Origin of the sequence: Streptomyces sp. NPDC059371 (assembly GCF_042751995.1) — a bacterium.
Taxonomy (GTDB): domain Bacteria; phylum Actinomycetota; class Actinomycetes; order Streptomycetales; family Streptomycetaceae; genus Streptomyces.
In genome coordinates this window covers 1-15,283 of the sequence record NZ_JBHYXD010000089.1, presented here as the reverse complement: position 1 = coordinate 15,283, position 15,283 = coordinate 1, and the positions used below count along the sequence as shown (strand labels likewise).

Sequence of the window (15,283 nt, the reverse complement as noted above, 5' to 3'; positions counted from 1 at the left end):
GGGCTCAGACCCACTCCACCTCGGAAACGATGTGCAGCGAAGCCTCGGGGCCCGGCAGGGGCGTCCGGAGGGGTGCTGGTGGCGCCGACGGGCGAGGGGGTGAGACGCCGGCCGCGGACAGTGCGGACGTCACCTCGTCCTCACTAGTGCCGTGACTCAGAAGGTTCACCGGGTTGGGGCAGGCCAGTCGGCGGGAAGCGTATAGCGCCAGCCCGGGCGCCACGCAGGTGGGGCTTCGAGCAGGTCATCCAGTGATGCTCCGGTGAGCAGACAGTCCAGAGCCCATCGGTTGGCCGAGTGGGCGATCAGTAGGATCCGGCAGCCGTCCCAGTCAGTGGCCAGGTCATGGAGGAATGCGTCGGTGGCCGCCAGGACCTGTCGGTAGCTCTGTCCGCCTGGGAAGGGCTCGTCGATCCGGCGTGCCCGTTGGGCGGCGATGAGGATGGCGGATGTTCCGTTGAGGTCGCCGTAGTTGCACTCGCGTAGTCGGATGTCCTGATGGATCGCGGGCTTGCCGCCGGGGAACGCGATCCGGGCGGTTTCCACGGCGCGGTGAAGGTCGGAGGTGAACACGGCCGCGAGCGCGTCGTCACGTCGGCGCTCGCCCAGTTCCCCGGCCTGGCGGCGGCCCAGTTCCGAGAGCCGGCCCGGGAGCCAGCCGGTAGCGATACCCGCCTGTTTGTCGGTGGTGGTGGCGTGAGTCTCGTAGATGATCTCTACTGCCATCGGAGGCTCTCTTCTCGGTGGGTCAGGCCGCTTCGGCGAGTGGGCGGCCTCCCCAGCGGATACCCTTCTCGCTTCGGATGCGGGTCCGCTCGCGGCGCTGGGCTGCCAGCACGTCGGGGTGACGGGCATTCATATTGCGCCAACGCAGATAGGACTGCAGGGCCCGGGTCTGCACGGTGTGGTTGCCGTGGTCGGAGTTCGTGATGGTGAACTGCCGCAGCGGCCCGAAGTGCGCCTCGATCGGGTTAGCCCAGGACGCGTAGGTCGGCGTGAAGCACAGCTCGACGCGGTTCTTCTTCGCCCAGCGACGGATCGTCTCGCCCTTGTGGGCAGACAGGTTGTCCAGGATGACGTAGATGGGGGCGCCGTCCGGGCGGGCGGCCCGGATCGACCTGAGCGCGGCCAGCGTGTTCGCGGCACCCTTCTTCCGGCGGTTGATGCCCCAGAGCGTGTCGTCGCCGATCGAGTAGCACCCGTGGAAGTACCTGACGCCGTGGGTGCGATGGTAGGTCGCCGGGTGCCGCTCGGGGTGACTGGCGGGAGCCCAGCCCGCACCGCCGGTGGGGCGGATGCCGAGCGGGCCGAACTCGTCGAACGCGAAGACCCGGTCCGGGAAGCGCTCCAGGACATGCTCGATTCGGTCCAGCTTTGCCTCACGGTCGGGGTCCGGGGACTCCTTCCACGTCTTGGTGCGCTGGAAGGTGATGCCGCGGCGGGCCAGCAGGCGGCGTAATGCCTCGCGGCCGATGCGGATTACCCTGCCATGGAATTTCCGCGTAGGCCCCAGGAGACGATGGGGCCGCTGCCAGATGTCTCGCCGGCAGTACTCCCCCACGCCCCATCGGACGTCTCCAGCACTGCGCAGTGTTGGCAGGTGGGTAGAAGCCGGTGATTACGTCGTAATCACTTGACGTTCAAGGCACTCTGCAAGGGCGGCTCGGGCAACCTTGCCCCTTCCCCAGGGGTGGGGGGAGCCGCCCCCGGATGTGCGCTCTGCTTCGACGACGAGGTACGGACACGCGCACTGGAGACCCCATGGCTGCAGGGTCGATGCGGCACTGAGCGATTGCCCATCCCTCGGGCACACAACCGCAACACCTCTGCCAGATGCCTGCATCTGCCATCGTCAGGTAGACCTCGGCGAGTGTCCGTGCAGGTCTGGCGATCATTGCCACCCGGCGGGTTCGCATCGAGGGAATCTGCGCCTCGATTCCTCCCGAGGCGGCCGGCACTCCCCCAAGCCTCCCGAACGCCTCCGGACCGCACGTTGCCAGCAGGCGCGATCGGGTCGGTGATTACGTCGTAATCAGTTCGCGTGTCAGGGGCGCGGTACCGCGCGCACTGACCCATGCCGTCAGCTCTGCAGCGCGCGGTCGAGTAGGCCTGTGATTACGCCGTAATCACCAGGACCGTCTGTGCTGTTGCGGAACTCATCTGCGGACGTGAGGTTCCTGTCTCGCCCAACCGAGTCGTTCGGGCTTCTGTCTCAGCGAACCTGGTGCTCTGACCGGCAAGGTTCGCCGGGTCGGTAGTCGGCACGGTTGGATGTGCGGCGACGTCCGTTCTGACCGCTGGGAGGCGTGAGTGGCCGAGCCTGTGCGCGTGCCCAGACTGGCCGGTCAGGAAGAGCGGAAGCTGCGACAGATCGTGCGGCGGGGCAGTACCAGTTCGGTGCGCTATCGCCGGGCCATGATGCTGCTGGCGTCCGTCGGCGGGAACCGCGTTCCGGTGATCGCCCAGTTGGTCCGGGCCGACGAGGACACCGTCCGGGACGTCATCCACCGGTTCAACGACATCGGCCTGGCCTGCCTGGACCCTCGATGGGCGGGAGGCCGTCCCCGCCTGCTCAGCGATGACGACGAGGACTTCGTCATCCAGACGGCCGTCACGCGCCCCACCAGACTCGGTCAGCCCTTCACCCGCTGGTCGATCCGCAAACTCGCTACTTACCTGCGCCATGTGCACGGACGCGTCATCCGCATCAGCCGCGAGACTTTACGGTGTCTGCTCCTGCGCCGCGGCGTCACCTTCCAGCGCACCAAGACCTGGAAGGAATCACCCGACCCCGACCCCGACCCCGAGTGTGAGTGTGAGCGTGAGCGCGAGGCCAAGCTTGACCGGATCGAGCAGGTGCTGGACCGCTTTCCGGACCGGGTCTTCGCTTTCGACGAGTTCGGCCCGTTGGGGATCCGGCCGACCCCAGGTTCCTGCTGGGCGAAGCAGAGCAAGCCCGAGCGCCTGCCGGCGACCTACCGCCGCACTCACGGCGTCACCTACTTCCACGGCTGTTACTCCGTTGGCGTTGACGCCCTGTGGGGCGTCAACCGCCGCCGCAAAGGCACCGCCAACGGTTTGGCCGCGCTGAAGTCGATCCGAGCGGCCCGACCCGACGGCGCCCCGATCTGCATCATTCTGCACAGCACGAACCGCGAGGAGTTCCGATGAACCCTCAGGACGTCGACGCCGCCGTGGCAGAGATGCTGCGGATACTCAGCCCTCGTACCGCCGCGGACTGGACGGTGCCGGCGGGGCCGCTCGCATGGACCTGCTGGCAAACAGCAGCGCATATCGGCCATGACCTGCTGGCCTACGCAGGACAGTTGGCAGCACAGCCCACCGATGCCTACCTTCCCTTCGACTTGAACGTCCGCCCCACAGCCTCACCGGCCGAGGTGCTCCAGGCCGCCACCGCCTGCGGCGGGCTACTCAGCAGCGCGTTGGCCGCGGCCGCCCCGACTTTGCGTGCCTGGCACTGGGGTCCGTGCGACCCCGAGGGGTTCGCAGCCATGGGCGTGGCCGAAACGCTGCTGCACACCCACGACATCACGCAGGGGCTGTCCGTGGACTGGCTACCACCAGCGCCACTGAGCGCAGCCGTACTCAGCCGGCTCTTCCCTGCTGCCCCGCCCGGAGACCCCACCGAGGTACTTCTCTGGTGCACCGGTCGCGGGGACCTCGACGGCCTCCCTCGCCAAACCTCATGGCGGTGGGAAGCGGCACGATCGGACTGATCGAGCTGGCCCCGGCGAACCTTCCCCGTCAGAGCACTAGCGGCTGCGCATTTGTGCAATCCAGGAGGCGAGACGCTGTCGGCCAGACGGCCGCACGTCGCAGGGCGCATCAACTGCGGTGGGCTGTCCTCCGACGGATACTTCGTCCTCAACGATGCAGTCGTCGGCGCCGGCATCGGGTTTCACGATGCCCGCCTGTCGAACAGGTCTGGGAACACTCTCACTGCCGAGCAGCTGAGTGCGGGTGGCGTCCTCGAGTGCTGCGCCGGCTTCGTCTCCCACGGCGGTATGTCCTTCACCAGCAGCAGTGTCGCGGGCGTCATGTGCCTCAAGCGGGCGACGATCTCAGGTCGACTCTCCGTGCGGTAGATCGGAGCGGGTTCGGTCAGAACCGATGCTCACACCGACCTGAGCGGGCCGGTGGACTTCTGGTACCCCCAGGTGGATGTCCTCTCCGACGATCCTGCCCGCTGGCCCGATGCGCTGCTCCTGGACGGGCTCACATACCGCCATCTCGAGGCGAGCCTTCCGGTGCGGGACCGGCTCACCCGGATCGCCAAGGACAGCAGCGGATATCTGCCACAGCCCTATGAGCGACTCGCGGCCGCCTGTACCGCCCAGGGACACGAGGCGGCAGCACGGGAGGTATCGCTCGCCAAATGCCGTCGTCAGCGGGCAAGCCAGCCGGCGGTCCTGCGCATCTGGGGCCACATCCAGGACTGGACGGTCGGATACGGCTACCGGCCCCTGCGCGCGGCAGCGTGGCTCGTGTTCCTGCTGCTCACCGCAACCACAGCCTTCGCTTCACGTCAGCCACCCGCAGTGAAGCCGGCGGAGGCGCCCCCTTCAACGCGTTCCTCTACGTCTTGGACCTGCTGGTGCCCGTCGTGAGCTTCGGCCAGGAGCAGGCCTTCAACCCGCACGGTTGGCAGCAGTTGCTCGCCGCAGCATTGGTCGCCGCAGGCTGGATCCTGGCCACCACGATTGCTGCCGGCCTGACGAGAAGCCTCACCTGCCAGTGACCTCACCTTTGCCCTTCCAGTGATTACGACGTAATCAGTCGTTGCGGCTCCGGTGTAGAAGGCCCGAGTTGAGGTTCAGAGAGCCGCAGTACTTGGAACGTCACCCGCAGACTCGGGGCCCGAGCCAGCCCTTCTGCCGCGGATCGAATGGGTCGTCCAGGGCAGTGATGCATCAACCGGTATGAAGCGTCTCTGGTGAGCCGGGTGCGATGCCTCGGACTGGGGGAGAGGGGACAGGAATCACGCAGGCAACTCCCGATCCGGCATCAACTTGGCCTAACTAACGTGTCAATCGCTCGGATGATCAAGGGCGTTAGTATGGTGTCTCCCATGAGTTCGCCATCCACTTCCAGCGACCGCGAGAAGGTCGTCTCCAAACTGCCGGGATGGCTCCGGCAGAACCTCAAGATCAGAGCCGCCCAGCACGGCATCGACATCCAGACCGCGGTCGAACAGGGCATCCGAGACTGGTGCAGCCTCGCTTCCACCCTCGCCACTCTCGACACCGCGGGAGCCGACTCCTTCTCCACTTTCCTGCCGCCCGGCCAGTGGGAAGAGTTCCGCCAGATCGCCACGGACCGACGCGTCTCCCTCATCCAGGGCCTCGCGCAGTCCGTCCAGCTCTGGCTCGACACCAACCCCACCCCCGACATCCAGCGGCCCGCGATCACCCGCCGCATCGTCGTCTGCAACCAGAAGGGGGGTGTCGGCAAGACAGCCATCACCGCCGGACTCGGCGAAGCACTCGCTGAAGACCCCAACTCACTGCACTCCGTGCGCGTAGCCAAGGCCCTCACCAAAGCCCTGCGCGCCAGCGAGACCCATGCAGATGAAGCCGAACCCAGCGACGATCCGCTCGACATCGAGAACCTGCCCGGGCCCGGGATGCGCGTGCTGCTCGTCGACTTCGACCCGCAGTGCCACCTCACGAACCAACTCGGTGCCACCCCGCTGCCGCTGAACGGGGACAGCCTCACCAACCACATGGCGGGAGACCCCAAGGGGGAACTCCGCGATCTGATCGTCTCCGTCGACGACGACGTCTTCGACGGCCGGCTCCACCTCCTGCCCGCCTGCAACGACGCGTTCCTCCTCGACGTTCGGCTGTCCGCGGTCCGCGCCCGCGAATCGGCGCTCGAGCGTGCCCTGGCTCCGCTCGAAGGTGATTACGACGTAATCATCGTCGACTGCCCGCCCAGCCTCGGCCTCAGCATGGACGCCGCCGCCTACTACGGCCGCCGCCGTGACGCCGAGAAGCCCGGACAGTCCGGCGCCCTCGTCGTCGTCCAGGCGGAGGACAGTTCCGCCGACGCCTACGAACTCCTCACCACCCAGGTCGACGACCTGCGCAGCGACCTGCAGATCGACATCGACTACCTGGGCATCGTCGTCAACCTGTACGACTCCCGCCGCGGTTACATCGCCACGTCCTCCCTCCAGGGCTGGGTCGACATAAAGGATCCACGAGTTGTCGGGCTCATCGGCGACCTCAAGGAACAGAAGGAAGCCGTCCGAGTGAAGAAGCCGCTGCTGTCCTACGCGCCGAAATCGCAGCAGGCGGTCGGCATGCGTGCCCTCGCCAGGGAGGTCCTGTGAGCAAGGCCGACCAGCTCGGCAGCGGCCGCTTCGGTGGGGGAGTGCGCACCGTCAGCGCACGCCGTCAGGCCGTCGCCGCAGCCACCGGGGTTCCGACGGACGGGGTCGCCCCGCCCGCGGAACTCCGCGTTGACCGCATCAGCCCGAACCCCGACAACCCGCGCTCCCACCTCGGCGACCTCACCGACCTCGCGGGCAGCCTCACAACACACGGCCAGAAGCAGGCGATCACGGTCATGAACCGCGACGCCTACATCAAAGCCAACCCCGACCGCGAGGCCGACCTCGAACCCGACGCCACGCACATCGTCATCGACGGCAGCAGCCGGCTTGCCGCAGCCCGCGAAGCCGGCCTTGCCACACTCAAGGTCATGGTCAGCGACGACCAAGGCGGTACCTCCGAGGAACTCCTCGAGTCCGCCCTCGTCGCCAACATCCACCGCCAGGACCTCGAAGAACTGGACGAGGCACGCGCTCTCCAGCGGCTCCTCGTCATCCATGGCAGCCAGCGGGCCCTCGCCTCGCGTCTCCATCGCTCCCAGGGCTGGGTGTCACAACGCCTCGCGCTCCTCAATCTCACCCCCGAGCTCCAGGCCCGGATCGGGGAGGAGCCCATCGACCTGCTGCGCGCGGTGGGCAACAAGCCCGCCGACCAGCAGGCGGCAGTCCTGGATGAACTCAAGGCGGCACGGGCACGCAAGGAGCTCGAGTCCCGGCCCCCCCGTCCGCAGCCGGTGCAGCAGACAGCGGTCGAAGCGGCTTCCAGCGTGCCGGAAAACGACCCGAGTGATTACGGCGTAATCACCAGCAGTACGGCAGCCAACGCCCCGACCTCGGAGCCCCAGGCAGAGGTAGACGACGACGGGCACGAACCCGAACCGGCCGTTCCGGAACCGCGCGTCGCCACGGAACAACCGCCCAGGACCGACCCCGTCAACGAGGACAAGCAGCCCCGCTCGCTGCCCTACGATGATCCGCTGTTCATCGCGATGCACCTGGCACGGAAGATGGAACAGCCCGCCTTCTTCGAAATGCTGCGTGCGCTGAACCAGTTCGCGCAGGAACGCGACCCCGAGCAGTACGCGCAGATCGTGGCAACGTCCGGTACCGATGAAGCGAGCTGAGACAACATCAGCTCAACGACCGGCAGAGGAAGACACGAAAGTCCTCGCAGCGGCCAGAGCCACATGCGAGCCTGAGTGCTCTTCAGATATGACGATGCGGCGAGTGCCGGCCCGAAGCAGAGCAGGCCTCGGCAGGGGTCCTCAGGACCTGCTGCCTTGGCCATCGCGGTCGCGTCGCGCGCTCCGGGCCAGGCGACTTCCCTGCGCAGCGCCGCATCAGTTCTCACGAAGCTGCCGCGCAGCAACCGCACGGCCCGGTCAGGTCTCGCAGAGGGCACGGCATCACGTCCAGAACTGCTGGAGCTGGACGGCCTCGCAGCTGACGCAGCGGTACCGGTGGACGTCGGTGCGGGCCGGGCGGTCTGTTGGGCGGAGGGGCCGCTGCCACGGAACTCACGACGAGGCGCAGGCGGTGAGGGCACTGCGGCGGGCCGGGGGTCAGCCGCGCGAGTTCGCCGGTCTTGAGGGGACGTTCTCATTTCCGGCGGGCTCATTCGATAGTGGTGAGCCGCACCTTCCTGTGCCGGCGCGCCTCTTGAGTGCCTTCCTGCCTGCAGGCAGGGGGAGTCGGTGACTGTCGCCTCTGGCTGCAGTTCCGCCTTCCTGTTGGCTCCGCAAGCCCGTCATCTATCGGCTTGCGCAGCATTCTTTGCCCGGCCCTTCATCGTCATCCCGCCACTGCGCGTCGACGGTACGGGCCAAGTCCAGCCGACCATCCTCTCCGATGTCACCCCCGACATGACGCTGCACGACCACGAGATGCGCGGCGGTCAGGCTCAGTTCGCGGGCCTGGCCGATCCTTCCTTCCTTCATGACCGACAGCGCGAGCGGCGCACCTGCATGACGGGATGGGGGAGCAGTCTGCGGAGAGTGCGCGGCAGCAGGCGATCGACTTCAGCAGAGGCCGTGTGGCCTGTGACGAGGAGGCGATTCTGCCGGGCGATTCGATCCCTGAGGTGCGGGGTGACAGGCCCAGGCCCGGGTGGGTTTTGTGGGCCGTCAATGTACGGCGGTGCCCCCGGGATTGACCTGAGAGCGCGATCGGTCTCGCCGGGCCGTCACCGGAGGCAGTCCCAAACCGCATGTCTGTTGCGGATGGCGTGGGTCCATGAGCTGTTCGCAGCAGACACCGTGACTGCCCCCAGCTCCGATCAGGGAGCGTTTGGCGGAGCACGGGGATGCCGAACCCGTCGGTCCTGCGCGACAATGCTGCGTCGCGCTGTCACGGAGGGGTGGCATGGGGAGAAGGCGTGCGTCTTGGACAGCCGGAACCGTCGGGGCGGTGGTCGTGACAGTCGTCGTGTACGGCGTGTCCGCGTGTTCCGGCAGCTCGGAGGTCGATTGCTCCGGTGGCGCGTACGAAGCGGAGTGCCATCCCGTGTACCGGCCGCCTACGGGTACGAGGTCAACCACGGTGTCGCCGCCCGCTGTGCCGACTCCGATGAGTCCCTGCCCCTCGGACTGGAGTGAGGTCTGGAAGCACGTGCGCGACAGGAAGTGGGACCAGGCCTGTCCGCTTCCCAGCCCCTTGACCTCCGCTGTGCCATCCGCTCTGCCAGGAGTATCGGCCGGTGGGCAGACATGACTCGATGAGGCGTCTGGAGGTACCCGGACCGTTCCTCACCGGCCAGAGCACGGCCCACAGCCACTGAGGTCCTGGCACCTGCTCGGGGAAGGTATGGCCAAGTCCCGCGTCACGCCCGAGCCCTCCAAGGTCCTCGCTCGTCAGCGTGGAAGACGGGCGGCTGCTCCGAGAGCGACGTACCCGGCCGTGGTCAGGGCACCGTCCTGCGGGCAGGCCGCTGCGCGCCGCCCAGGAGGAAGCCGGTGTTCCGCCCGGCGTCTGGAGGGGCCGGGGACTCGCTGCGGTCGGCCCGGGGGTCGGAGACGTGGTGACCGAGCGGCAGGCCGAACTGCTCCTGGGGGAGGGCCGGCATCCGGACTCCGACCGGATCGAGCGCGAGCTCCTGGAGGCGGGCGACGATCCGGCGACGGCGTGGCGGGCGACCGTGCTGGGCAGCCCCATCGAGTACAACCGGTCGCCTAAGAGGTCCTAACAAAGGCGTTGGACGTATCGGTGGGTGATCAGGCAGGTGGCGAGGCCGAGGAAGGCCTCGTGGATGTCGTCGCGTCGCTCCCAACGGATCCGCGGGCGGTGGAAGTCGTGCAGCCAGGCGATCGTGCGCTCTACCACCCGGCGGAAAATGCCCGGGCCGGAGCCGTGTTCCACACCTCGTTCGGCGATGATCGGGCGGATGCCGCGGTCCCAGAGCAGGCGGCGGTACTTGTCGTGGTGGTAGGCGCGGTCGGCGAGCAGGGTATCGGGTCTGCGTCTGGGCCGGCCGAGGACGCCTGCTACCGCCGGAATCTTGTCCAGCAGCGGCAGCAACTGGGTGACATCGTTGCGGTTTCCGCCGGTCGGCGACACCGCGAGCGGGATGCCCTGGGCGTCGGTGACGACGTGGTGCTTGCTGCCCGGCCGCGCGCGGTCGACGGGGCTGGGTCCGCTTTTGGGCCCCGCCGGGCCGTTCGCACGGGGGAGGAGTCGATCACCGCCCGGGACCAGTCCAGTTGCTTCGCGGCCCGCAACCTTCTCAGCAGCACCAGCTGCAGTTGATCCCACACGCCGGCTTCGTTCCACGGGCAAGACGCCGCCAGCACGTCATCCCCGAACCCAAGCCCAACTCCTGGGGCAGGTACTCCCACTGGATGCCGGTATCCAGTACGAACAGGATCCCGCACAAGGCCTGCCGGTCCGGCACCCGCGGTCTGCCCTCGACCAGCTTCGGCGCCGGCTCGGGCAGCAACGGCTCAATGAGCGACCACAGTTCATCCGATACGATCCACGGCCGCCACTGGCGTGTTCCCACGCTCGGACCAACGACCACCCAAGCCGAAAGTCATGATGGGCGGCGGCAAGATTTCAGCTGTCTCCAGGGGGGCGACCATGACGTTCAAGACCGAAGTCGATTCCGGAGTCGCTGATCGGGACGAGTGGTCCTACGCACCGGCTGTCGGCGTCGGACCGTTCCGGTTCGGCATGATCGTCGACGAAGTGGTCAAGGCGGCTCAGGTTCTCGGCCAGGCGCAGGTCAGCGATTGCGCACGGGACCACGCGACCTTCTCGCCGACTTGGAAGATCGAGGTCCGTCGCGAGGCGACCCCCTCTCTGCCGGCCGTCACGGCCTACGTGAGCCAGGCTGTGGGATTGTTCTGCATCGCAGCCGATGCTGTCCACGGTCCCCAGGTCGGGTACGACGGAATCTCGCTGGTCGGAAGGGACCTGTCGGAGCTGGAGAGCGACGTAATCGCGCATGCCGAGGCAGTGGACGGGCGCTTTCGCTACACGCCCGAGGGCTATGCAGGACCGAATGATTCCGGGGTGGTCATGCGCGGGCAACTCGTCGGGCAGGTCCTGCGATCGCGTCCGTTGTTCATGGTGACGCGTGACGGCGCGAATACTGAATGGGACTCGATGCCTTCCGAGGAGTATCGCCAAGGTCGGTCAACGACCTGACATGGCGTGACTAGCACTGAGCCGGCTCTTTCGTCGTGTGCATTCGGACGGTCCTGCCCCACCTGGAATCGAGCGCGGTGATAAACCTAGTAGGTACAAGGCTCGTCCAGGGCGTCCCCCATGGGCGTCCTGTTGCGCGATGGCGGTCATGTCCGTCCAGTCCCGCACCCAGACGTCGACGCTGCGGCAGCCACAGGCCACCACGATGAAGCCCAGCCCGCGATCAGCGCGAACACCCCATGGCGTGGCTGACGAACTGGTCGTACGGCTGACCGCCGTCGCCATCGAGGCTCAGCAGCAGTTGCGCGATCCGGTGCGCGGTGTCATTGCCGAAGCCACCGCGACGGGCGCGATCCGCGACGACATCTCCCCGGGCGAGCTGGCCGACTATTGCCCGCACGGCTGTCCGCCGCTCGCGGGCTGTCGCCGGAGGAAGCACCGTCTTGCCGACGTCACTACTGAGATTGAACTCGTGATGTCGTGCCGGGTCAGGCGGGTCTGATGGTCAGGCCGGTTTCCGCGAGACAGCCGTCTCTGAGGTGACTGCGGTACTGGATGTGCCGTAAGCCGCGCCGGATGCGCTGGACGACGTGTTCTGGGGTGGAGAAAGCCACGTTGGAGAGCCAGCCGCGTCGCAGAAGGGACCAGCTCCCTTCGACGGGGTTGAGGTCCGCGCGTAGGGCGGCAGGTAGTAGATGGTCAGCCAGTCCTGGACTGCCGTCCATTCCCGCAGATCGGCGGCTTTATGGACGTTGAGGTTGTCCCAGACGAGCACGATCGGGCCGCCGAGCTGCTGATGTGCGGCAATCAGCAGGTCCCGGTAGTCGCGCCAGCAGAAGCTCTTGCGTCCGTCGCGCTGACCGTCGTCCCGGCGCGGCCGGTAGATCAGCCGGGACCGTTGACCGGGTTTGTAGCAGGTCAGCGCAGCGATGGATATCCGTCTGCGGGAACGGCCGCGGACACAGTGGTCAGCGTTGAACTTCGGCAGACAGTCAGCCCGAAGCTAGGGCCGGTTGACCAACGCCGCCGACCCGCTGTGATCGACCTGAGAAGGATGAGGCCAGAGGTTCAAGTTCACGATCGCTGGGGGATGCGGCGCATGACGGAGTACACGCGGGCGACGGGTGTTGGTGATCCAACACCAGAGGGCATGAAGCGAGCGGATACGACTGTGCTCAGGGCGGGCCTACCCCTCCATACCAACACGTATCGAGCAGTGGTGCCCGCCCGGCACGCCAGACGGTCGCTCAGGGCCGGTGGTGGTCGGGGCTGGTCGCGAGATGACAGCCAATGACCTTACTTACACCCTGATGTCCGTCTCGCTCGCATGGACGATCGGCCTCATGGGGCTTAGGTCGATGTTCCAAGGGGCCAAGAGCGAGGCCCACGCCGCACACGTGCGGCAGGGACACCTACAGGCAGATGCACACCATGCCCACGAGATCCTCGCCGAAGCCGGCCCACACGCGGCCATCGCACTGGTCCGTTGCGAGGACCAGGACACCCGGCAACTGGTCGCCACAGCTGCTGCCGACCGTGCAAGACGAAGCTGGGACGGCTCGCTCACAGATTTGCTCACCGCCCTCGATCCCGGAACCACTCACGACTGGGTACGCACCGCCCTAGGCGAACCCACCAGCACGAACCGCTAAGGCTTAGCCCGCCCCGCAAACCCGAGGCCCGTTCTTGCAGCGGGGTGTCAATCCCGATGCTTCTGCTGACATCAGCGTCTGACACCAACAGGTGCGAACAGGGGCGGTCGATGCCGAACCTCAGCGGCCAGCAGGACAAGGCAGAGGACAGGTTGACCCGACGTCGATGGGTCCCCGTGATCGACCTGATAAAGATGAGGCCACAGCCTCAAAGCGCGCAGGCAGCTCCCGCCCAAAGCCTCGGAGTCGCCCTCCCGCCGTCGCCAGGCGAACGGATGACCCTTGATACCGTCCCGCCTGTGAAGAATGCGCACTGGTGGCCGAAAACGAGACACCTGCTCGTGGCCTGGCTCATCACGACGCCAGCCCTCTGGGTGGTGGGCAGGCTCACCGGAGAGCGCGACGGCATCGTTCTTTGCGCTGTTCTTGCGGTCTGGGTGACCGCGTGCGGTGAGCTCGCGCCCAAGTGGCATCGGTACCGCCGATCGAGGAAGCAAGCGCGGAACGCCGCCGCATGATCAAGCTCACGGCTCGTGCCACGGCCGTGCCAGAACGTCCGGGGACCAGCGGGGAACGGCGGATACTGACTTGAGCCGAGAACGAGAACGGCCCCTGACCAAACTTGCTGGTCAGGAGCCGATTCCCGTTAGGGTGGCGGCGCCAGGATTCGAACCTGGGAAGGCGAAGCCGGCAGATTTACAGACCCTTACCTCGCCAGGGCTTCGGCCTCCGCACGGGCCAGCAACGCATCCAGCGAGGCGGACTCCGCCTCCTGAATCGCGGCAATGGCGAAGTCGATCGCATCTACCGCGTAGAACTCCGCATCTTCCGCATCCCGCTCGGCGTGGTTCGCGTCACGCTCGGCCTTCCGCTCCTGAATACGACTCTTGACCGTCGCAACATGCTCCTGCCACTTGTTACTTGCTTCCTCCAACGATGCGGAAGCAGCGGCCTTTTTCTGGGCCGCCTCACGGTTGAGCTGCTCCGCCCGCTGCGCTGCTTCCTGCATCGCCTGGTCGACCGCAGCCGACAGTTGCTGCTGGTCTTGAGCGAGCGCATTCTGCACCTGCTGCTGCGCGTGCTTTGCCCTGTCCTCAAGTTCCCCGATCCGGTCCGACGACGTCGTCATGGGCCCTACCTTTCCGATATCGCACGAAAAGCGGTCTTCATAAATTCGAACACATCCGGCAGGGGACCGCTTGCGGGCGCGCGCTCCCTCCAGCCGAGGAGACCTCAGCGACCGCTACGCCCGTAGTTCGCATCGGGGGGCACACCGCGACACCCCGCTCGGGCCGTCTCAAGGAACTGAGATCCCAAGCGCGTCGGCGTGCGCGGGAGCTGGCCGTCAGCGCATAGACCGTCCCTCGGTCTGACATCACCAACTGACATCAACGGCGGCGAACGATGGCAAACGGCGGTGGCCGGAGTCGGAAGCGCGAGCGACCGGCGAACCTCATTTCGGCAGGCCGCGCCGAGTTGCCAGCGAACTTACAAGGCGGATGTCGGCGGTTCGAAACCGTCCGCGCCCACCAGTCTCAGGACACGAACAAGGCCCAGGTCAGCCGGTGTGAATCCGGTGATCTGGGCCTCTGTCGTTTCCGGCCGGTTCCGGTCGGTGGGGGCCGCGGTGCCCTTCACGTGCCAGATGGGCCGCGCGGAGGGCGGCGCACCTTCCTGATCTGACCGTCCACGTAGTCGGCGATCTGGTGGTCGCGCCCGTTGACGAGGTGCTGGTAGACCAGCGCGGCCCGCACCGACGGGTGGCCCCTGCGCTGCATCAGCTCGCGGGCGGTGGCGCCGCCGGTCGCGGCGAGGGTGTTCCCGGTGTGCCGGAGATCGTGGAAGTGGACGTCACCGAGCCCGGTCGAGGCGAGCGTGGCTGACTCTCCGCGCTGTCAGTTGACAGCAGCCTCACCAACTCGGCTACGGCAACCACCGCGCTCGAAGTAGTGAAAACGAGCGCAGGGTCCGGTTTCTGTAGCAGGAGTCCGCTCCAGACTCGGAAAGTGGGGCTGCCGTCCGGCCCGCCCTTGTCGAAGGAGATACACCCCGCCAGTTCATTCACGTCATTTTGTCCGCCGTGCATCCAGAACGCGGGGCCATCCACGAACCGCAGGTAGTTGTGACTGGTGAACGGATACCACTGACTCAGTGTGCTCGCCCGTGCGGCCAGCACCAACTCCTCTTCGACGGGAGGCACCCAAGAGTCAGTTCCTCGCACCGACGCGTCAGCAGTCCGTGCACATTCCTCCGTCCAATCCCAAGCATCTGTCAGCGACCACGGGCTGTCCTCCCTCATACCCTCGAGTCTGGAGCAACCCGTGGGCTCGGGTAACCCCTAGACCAGCTGTGCGGCGTTTGGGTCATAGCAGCACCCTGAGAGGTAGCCGAGATCAAGTGCGTAGCCGAAGCGACCAACGCTCGCAGTCGCGTTGGCCTCAACCTGCTGAAGGAGTACCGCGCGGCGCAGCCGAGCCAGGGGATACAACTTTCCCTACTTCATCAAGCCCGCGCGAGCGCGGGCTGGCCCCTGGGTCCCCCCCCCCCCGCGCCGTCGGGCCCCGGGCCCGGCGCCCGGGGGCCCAGCCAACAAAAGCCCACACGTGTAGATAGGGAGACGAAAAGAACCGGCACA

General features: G+C 66.9%; 11 protein-coding genes and 5 pseudogenes. 10 read left to right on the top strand and 6 right to left on the bottom strand.

Going from position 1 to position 15,283, the window contains the following annotated elements; translation table 11 throughout:
- Positions 1–165 precede the first annotated feature (165 nt).
- Both ACFXGX_RS33700 and ACFXGX_RS33695 read right to left on the bottom strand, forming a co-directional pair.
- Positions 166–726, bottom strand: a complete 561-nt coding sequence (locus ACFXGX_RS33700) for a histidine phosphatase family protein (RefSeq protein ID WP_384798989.1) — start codon at positions 724–726, stop codon at positions 166–168.
- 22 nt (positions 727–748) lie between these two features.
- Positions 749–1,501 (bottom strand): annotated as a pseudogene (locus tag ACFXGX_RS33695) (IS630 family transposase); the annotation flags it as partial.
- 809 nt (positions 1,502–2,310) lie between these two features.
- On the opposite strand from ACFXGX_RS33695, the pseudogene ACFXGX_RS33690 reads away from it, so the two are divergent.
- From ACFXGX_RS33690 to ACFXGX_RS33660, 7 genes and pseudogenes are all read left to right on the top strand, one after another.
- Positions 2,311–3,141, top strand: a pseudogene (locus tag ACFXGX_RS33690) (helix-turn-helix domain-containing protein); the annotation flags it as partial.
- A gap of 26 nt (positions 3,142–3,167) precedes the next feature.
- Complete coding sequence (locus ACFXGX_RS33685; RefSeq protein WP_384798986.1) at positions 3,168–3,737, top strand: maleylpyruvate isomerase N-terminal domain-containing protein; 570 nt, start codon at positions 3,168–3,170, stop codon at positions 3,735–3,737.
- 420 nt (positions 3,738–4,157) lie between these two features.
- Positions 4,158–4,628, top strand: a complete 471-nt coding sequence (locus ACFXGX_RS33680) for a hypothetical protein (RefSeq protein WP_384798983.1) — start codon at positions 4,158–4,160, stop codon at positions 4,626–4,628.
- Positions 4,604–4,759 (top strand): hypothetical protein, encoded by a 156-nt coding sequence (locus ACFXGX_RS33675; protein WP_384798980.1) that lies wholly within the window; start codon positions 4,604–4,606, stop codon positions 4,757–4,759. Before ACFXGX_RS33680 ends, ACFXGX_RS33675 begins: the two co-directional genes overlap by 25 nt.
- Positions 4,760–5,089: 330 nt before the next feature.
- Positions 5,090–6,355, top strand: coding sequence for a ParA family protein (locus ACFXGX_RS33670; RefSeq protein WP_384798977.1), 1,266 nt, complete (start codon positions 5,090–5,092; stop codon positions 6,353–6,355).
- Entirely contained in the window at positions 6,352–7,479 is a 1,128-nt protein-coding gene (locus tag ACFXGX_RS33665) for a ParB/RepB/Spo0J family partition protein (protein ID WP_384798974.1), read from the top strand. The genes ACFXGX_RS33670 and ACFXGX_RS33665 overlap by 4 nt, the downstream gene beginning before the upstream one ends.
- A gap of 1,730 nt (positions 7,480–9,209) precedes the next feature.
- Positions 9,210–9,527 (top strand): annotated as a pseudogene (locus ACFXGX_RS33660) (hypothetical protein); the annotation flags it as partial.
- Between the two features lie 5 nt (positions 9,528–9,532).
- Here ACFXGX_RS33660 and ACFXGX_RS33655 read toward each other — a convergent pair.
- Positions 9,533–10,322: pseudogene (locus tag ACFXGX_RS33655) on the bottom strand (IS5 family transposase).
- A 104-nt stretch (positions 10,323–10,426) separates the two neighbouring features.
- On the opposite strand from ACFXGX_RS33655, the gene ACFXGX_RS33650 reads away from it, so the two are divergent.
- Positions 10,427–10,996: a hypothetical protein gene (locus ACFXGX_RS33650; RefSeq protein WP_384798971.1), complete on the top strand. Its 570-nt coding sequence runs from the start codon at positions 10,427–10,429 to the stop codon at positions 10,994–10,996.
- Between the two features lie 244 nt (positions 10,997–11,240).
- A complete protein-coding gene (locus ACFXGX_RS33645) occupies positions 11,241–11,498 on the top strand; it encodes a hypothetical protein (RefSeq protein ID WP_384798969.1) in 258 nt (85 codons plus the stop codon).
- Here ACFXGX_RS33645 and ACFXGX_RS33640 read toward each other — a convergent pair.
- Positions 11,485–11,984, bottom strand: a pseudogene (locus tag ACFXGX_RS33640) (transposase). The gene ACFXGX_RS33645 and the pseudogene ACFXGX_RS33640 overlap by 14 nt on opposite strands.
- Positions 11,985–12,276: 292 nt before the next feature.
- Between ACFXGX_RS33640 and ACFXGX_RS33635 the strand changes: the two are divergent.
- Positions 12,277–12,648 carry a hypothetical protein gene (locus ACFXGX_RS33635; RefSeq protein ID WP_384798966.1) on the top strand — a complete coding sequence of 124 codons (372 nt, stop codon included), beginning with the start codon at positions 12,277–12,279 and terminating at the stop codon, positions 12,646–12,648.
- A gap of 706 nt (positions 12,649–13,354) precedes the next feature.
- Here ACFXGX_RS33635 and ACFXGX_RS33630 read toward each other — a convergent pair.
- The gene (locus ACFXGX_RS33630; RefSeq protein WP_384798963.1) at positions 13,355–13,777 is read right to left on the bottom strand and encodes a hypothetical protein; all 423 of its coding nucleotides are present in this window, start codon (positions 13,775–13,777) and stop codon (positions 13,355–13,357) included.
- Positions 13,778–14,282: 505 nt separating this feature from the next.
- Positions 14,283–14,426, bottom strand: coding sequence for an integrase (locus ACFXGX_RS33625; RefSeq protein WP_384798960.1), 144 nt, complete (start codon positions 14,424–14,426; stop codon positions 14,283–14,285).
- Positions 14,427–15,283 lie beyond the last annotated feature (857 nt).

Coding starts and splice junctions, on each gene's coding strand:
- ACFXGX_RS33650 (WP_384798971.1), top strand. CDS start 10,427: ATGACGTTCAAGACCGAAGTCGATTCCGGAGTCGCTGATCGGGACGAG.
- ACFXGX_RS33685 (WP_384798986.1), top strand. CDS start 3,168: ATGAACCCTCAGGACGTCGACGCCGCCGTGGCAGAGATGCTGCGGATA.
- ACFXGX_RS33625 (WP_384798960.1), bottom strand. CDS start 14,426: ATGCAGCGCAGGGGCCACCCGTCGGTGCGGGCCGCGCTGGTCTACCAG.
- ACFXGX_RS33670 (WP_384798977.1), top strand. CDS start 5,090: ATGAGTTCGCCATCCACTTCCAGCGACCGCGAGAAGGTCGTCTCCAAA.
- ACFXGX_RS33700 (WP_384798989.1), bottom strand. CDS start 726: ATGGCAGTAGAGATCATCTACGAGACTCACGCCACCACCACCGACAAA.
- ACFXGX_RS33635 (WP_384798966.1), top strand. CDS start 12,277: ATGACAGCCAATGACCTTACTTACACCCTGATGTCCGTCTCGCTCGCA.
- ACFXGX_RS33630 (WP_384798963.1), bottom strand. CDS start 13,777: ATGACGACGTCGTCGGACCGGATCGGGGAACTTGAGGACAGGGCAAAG.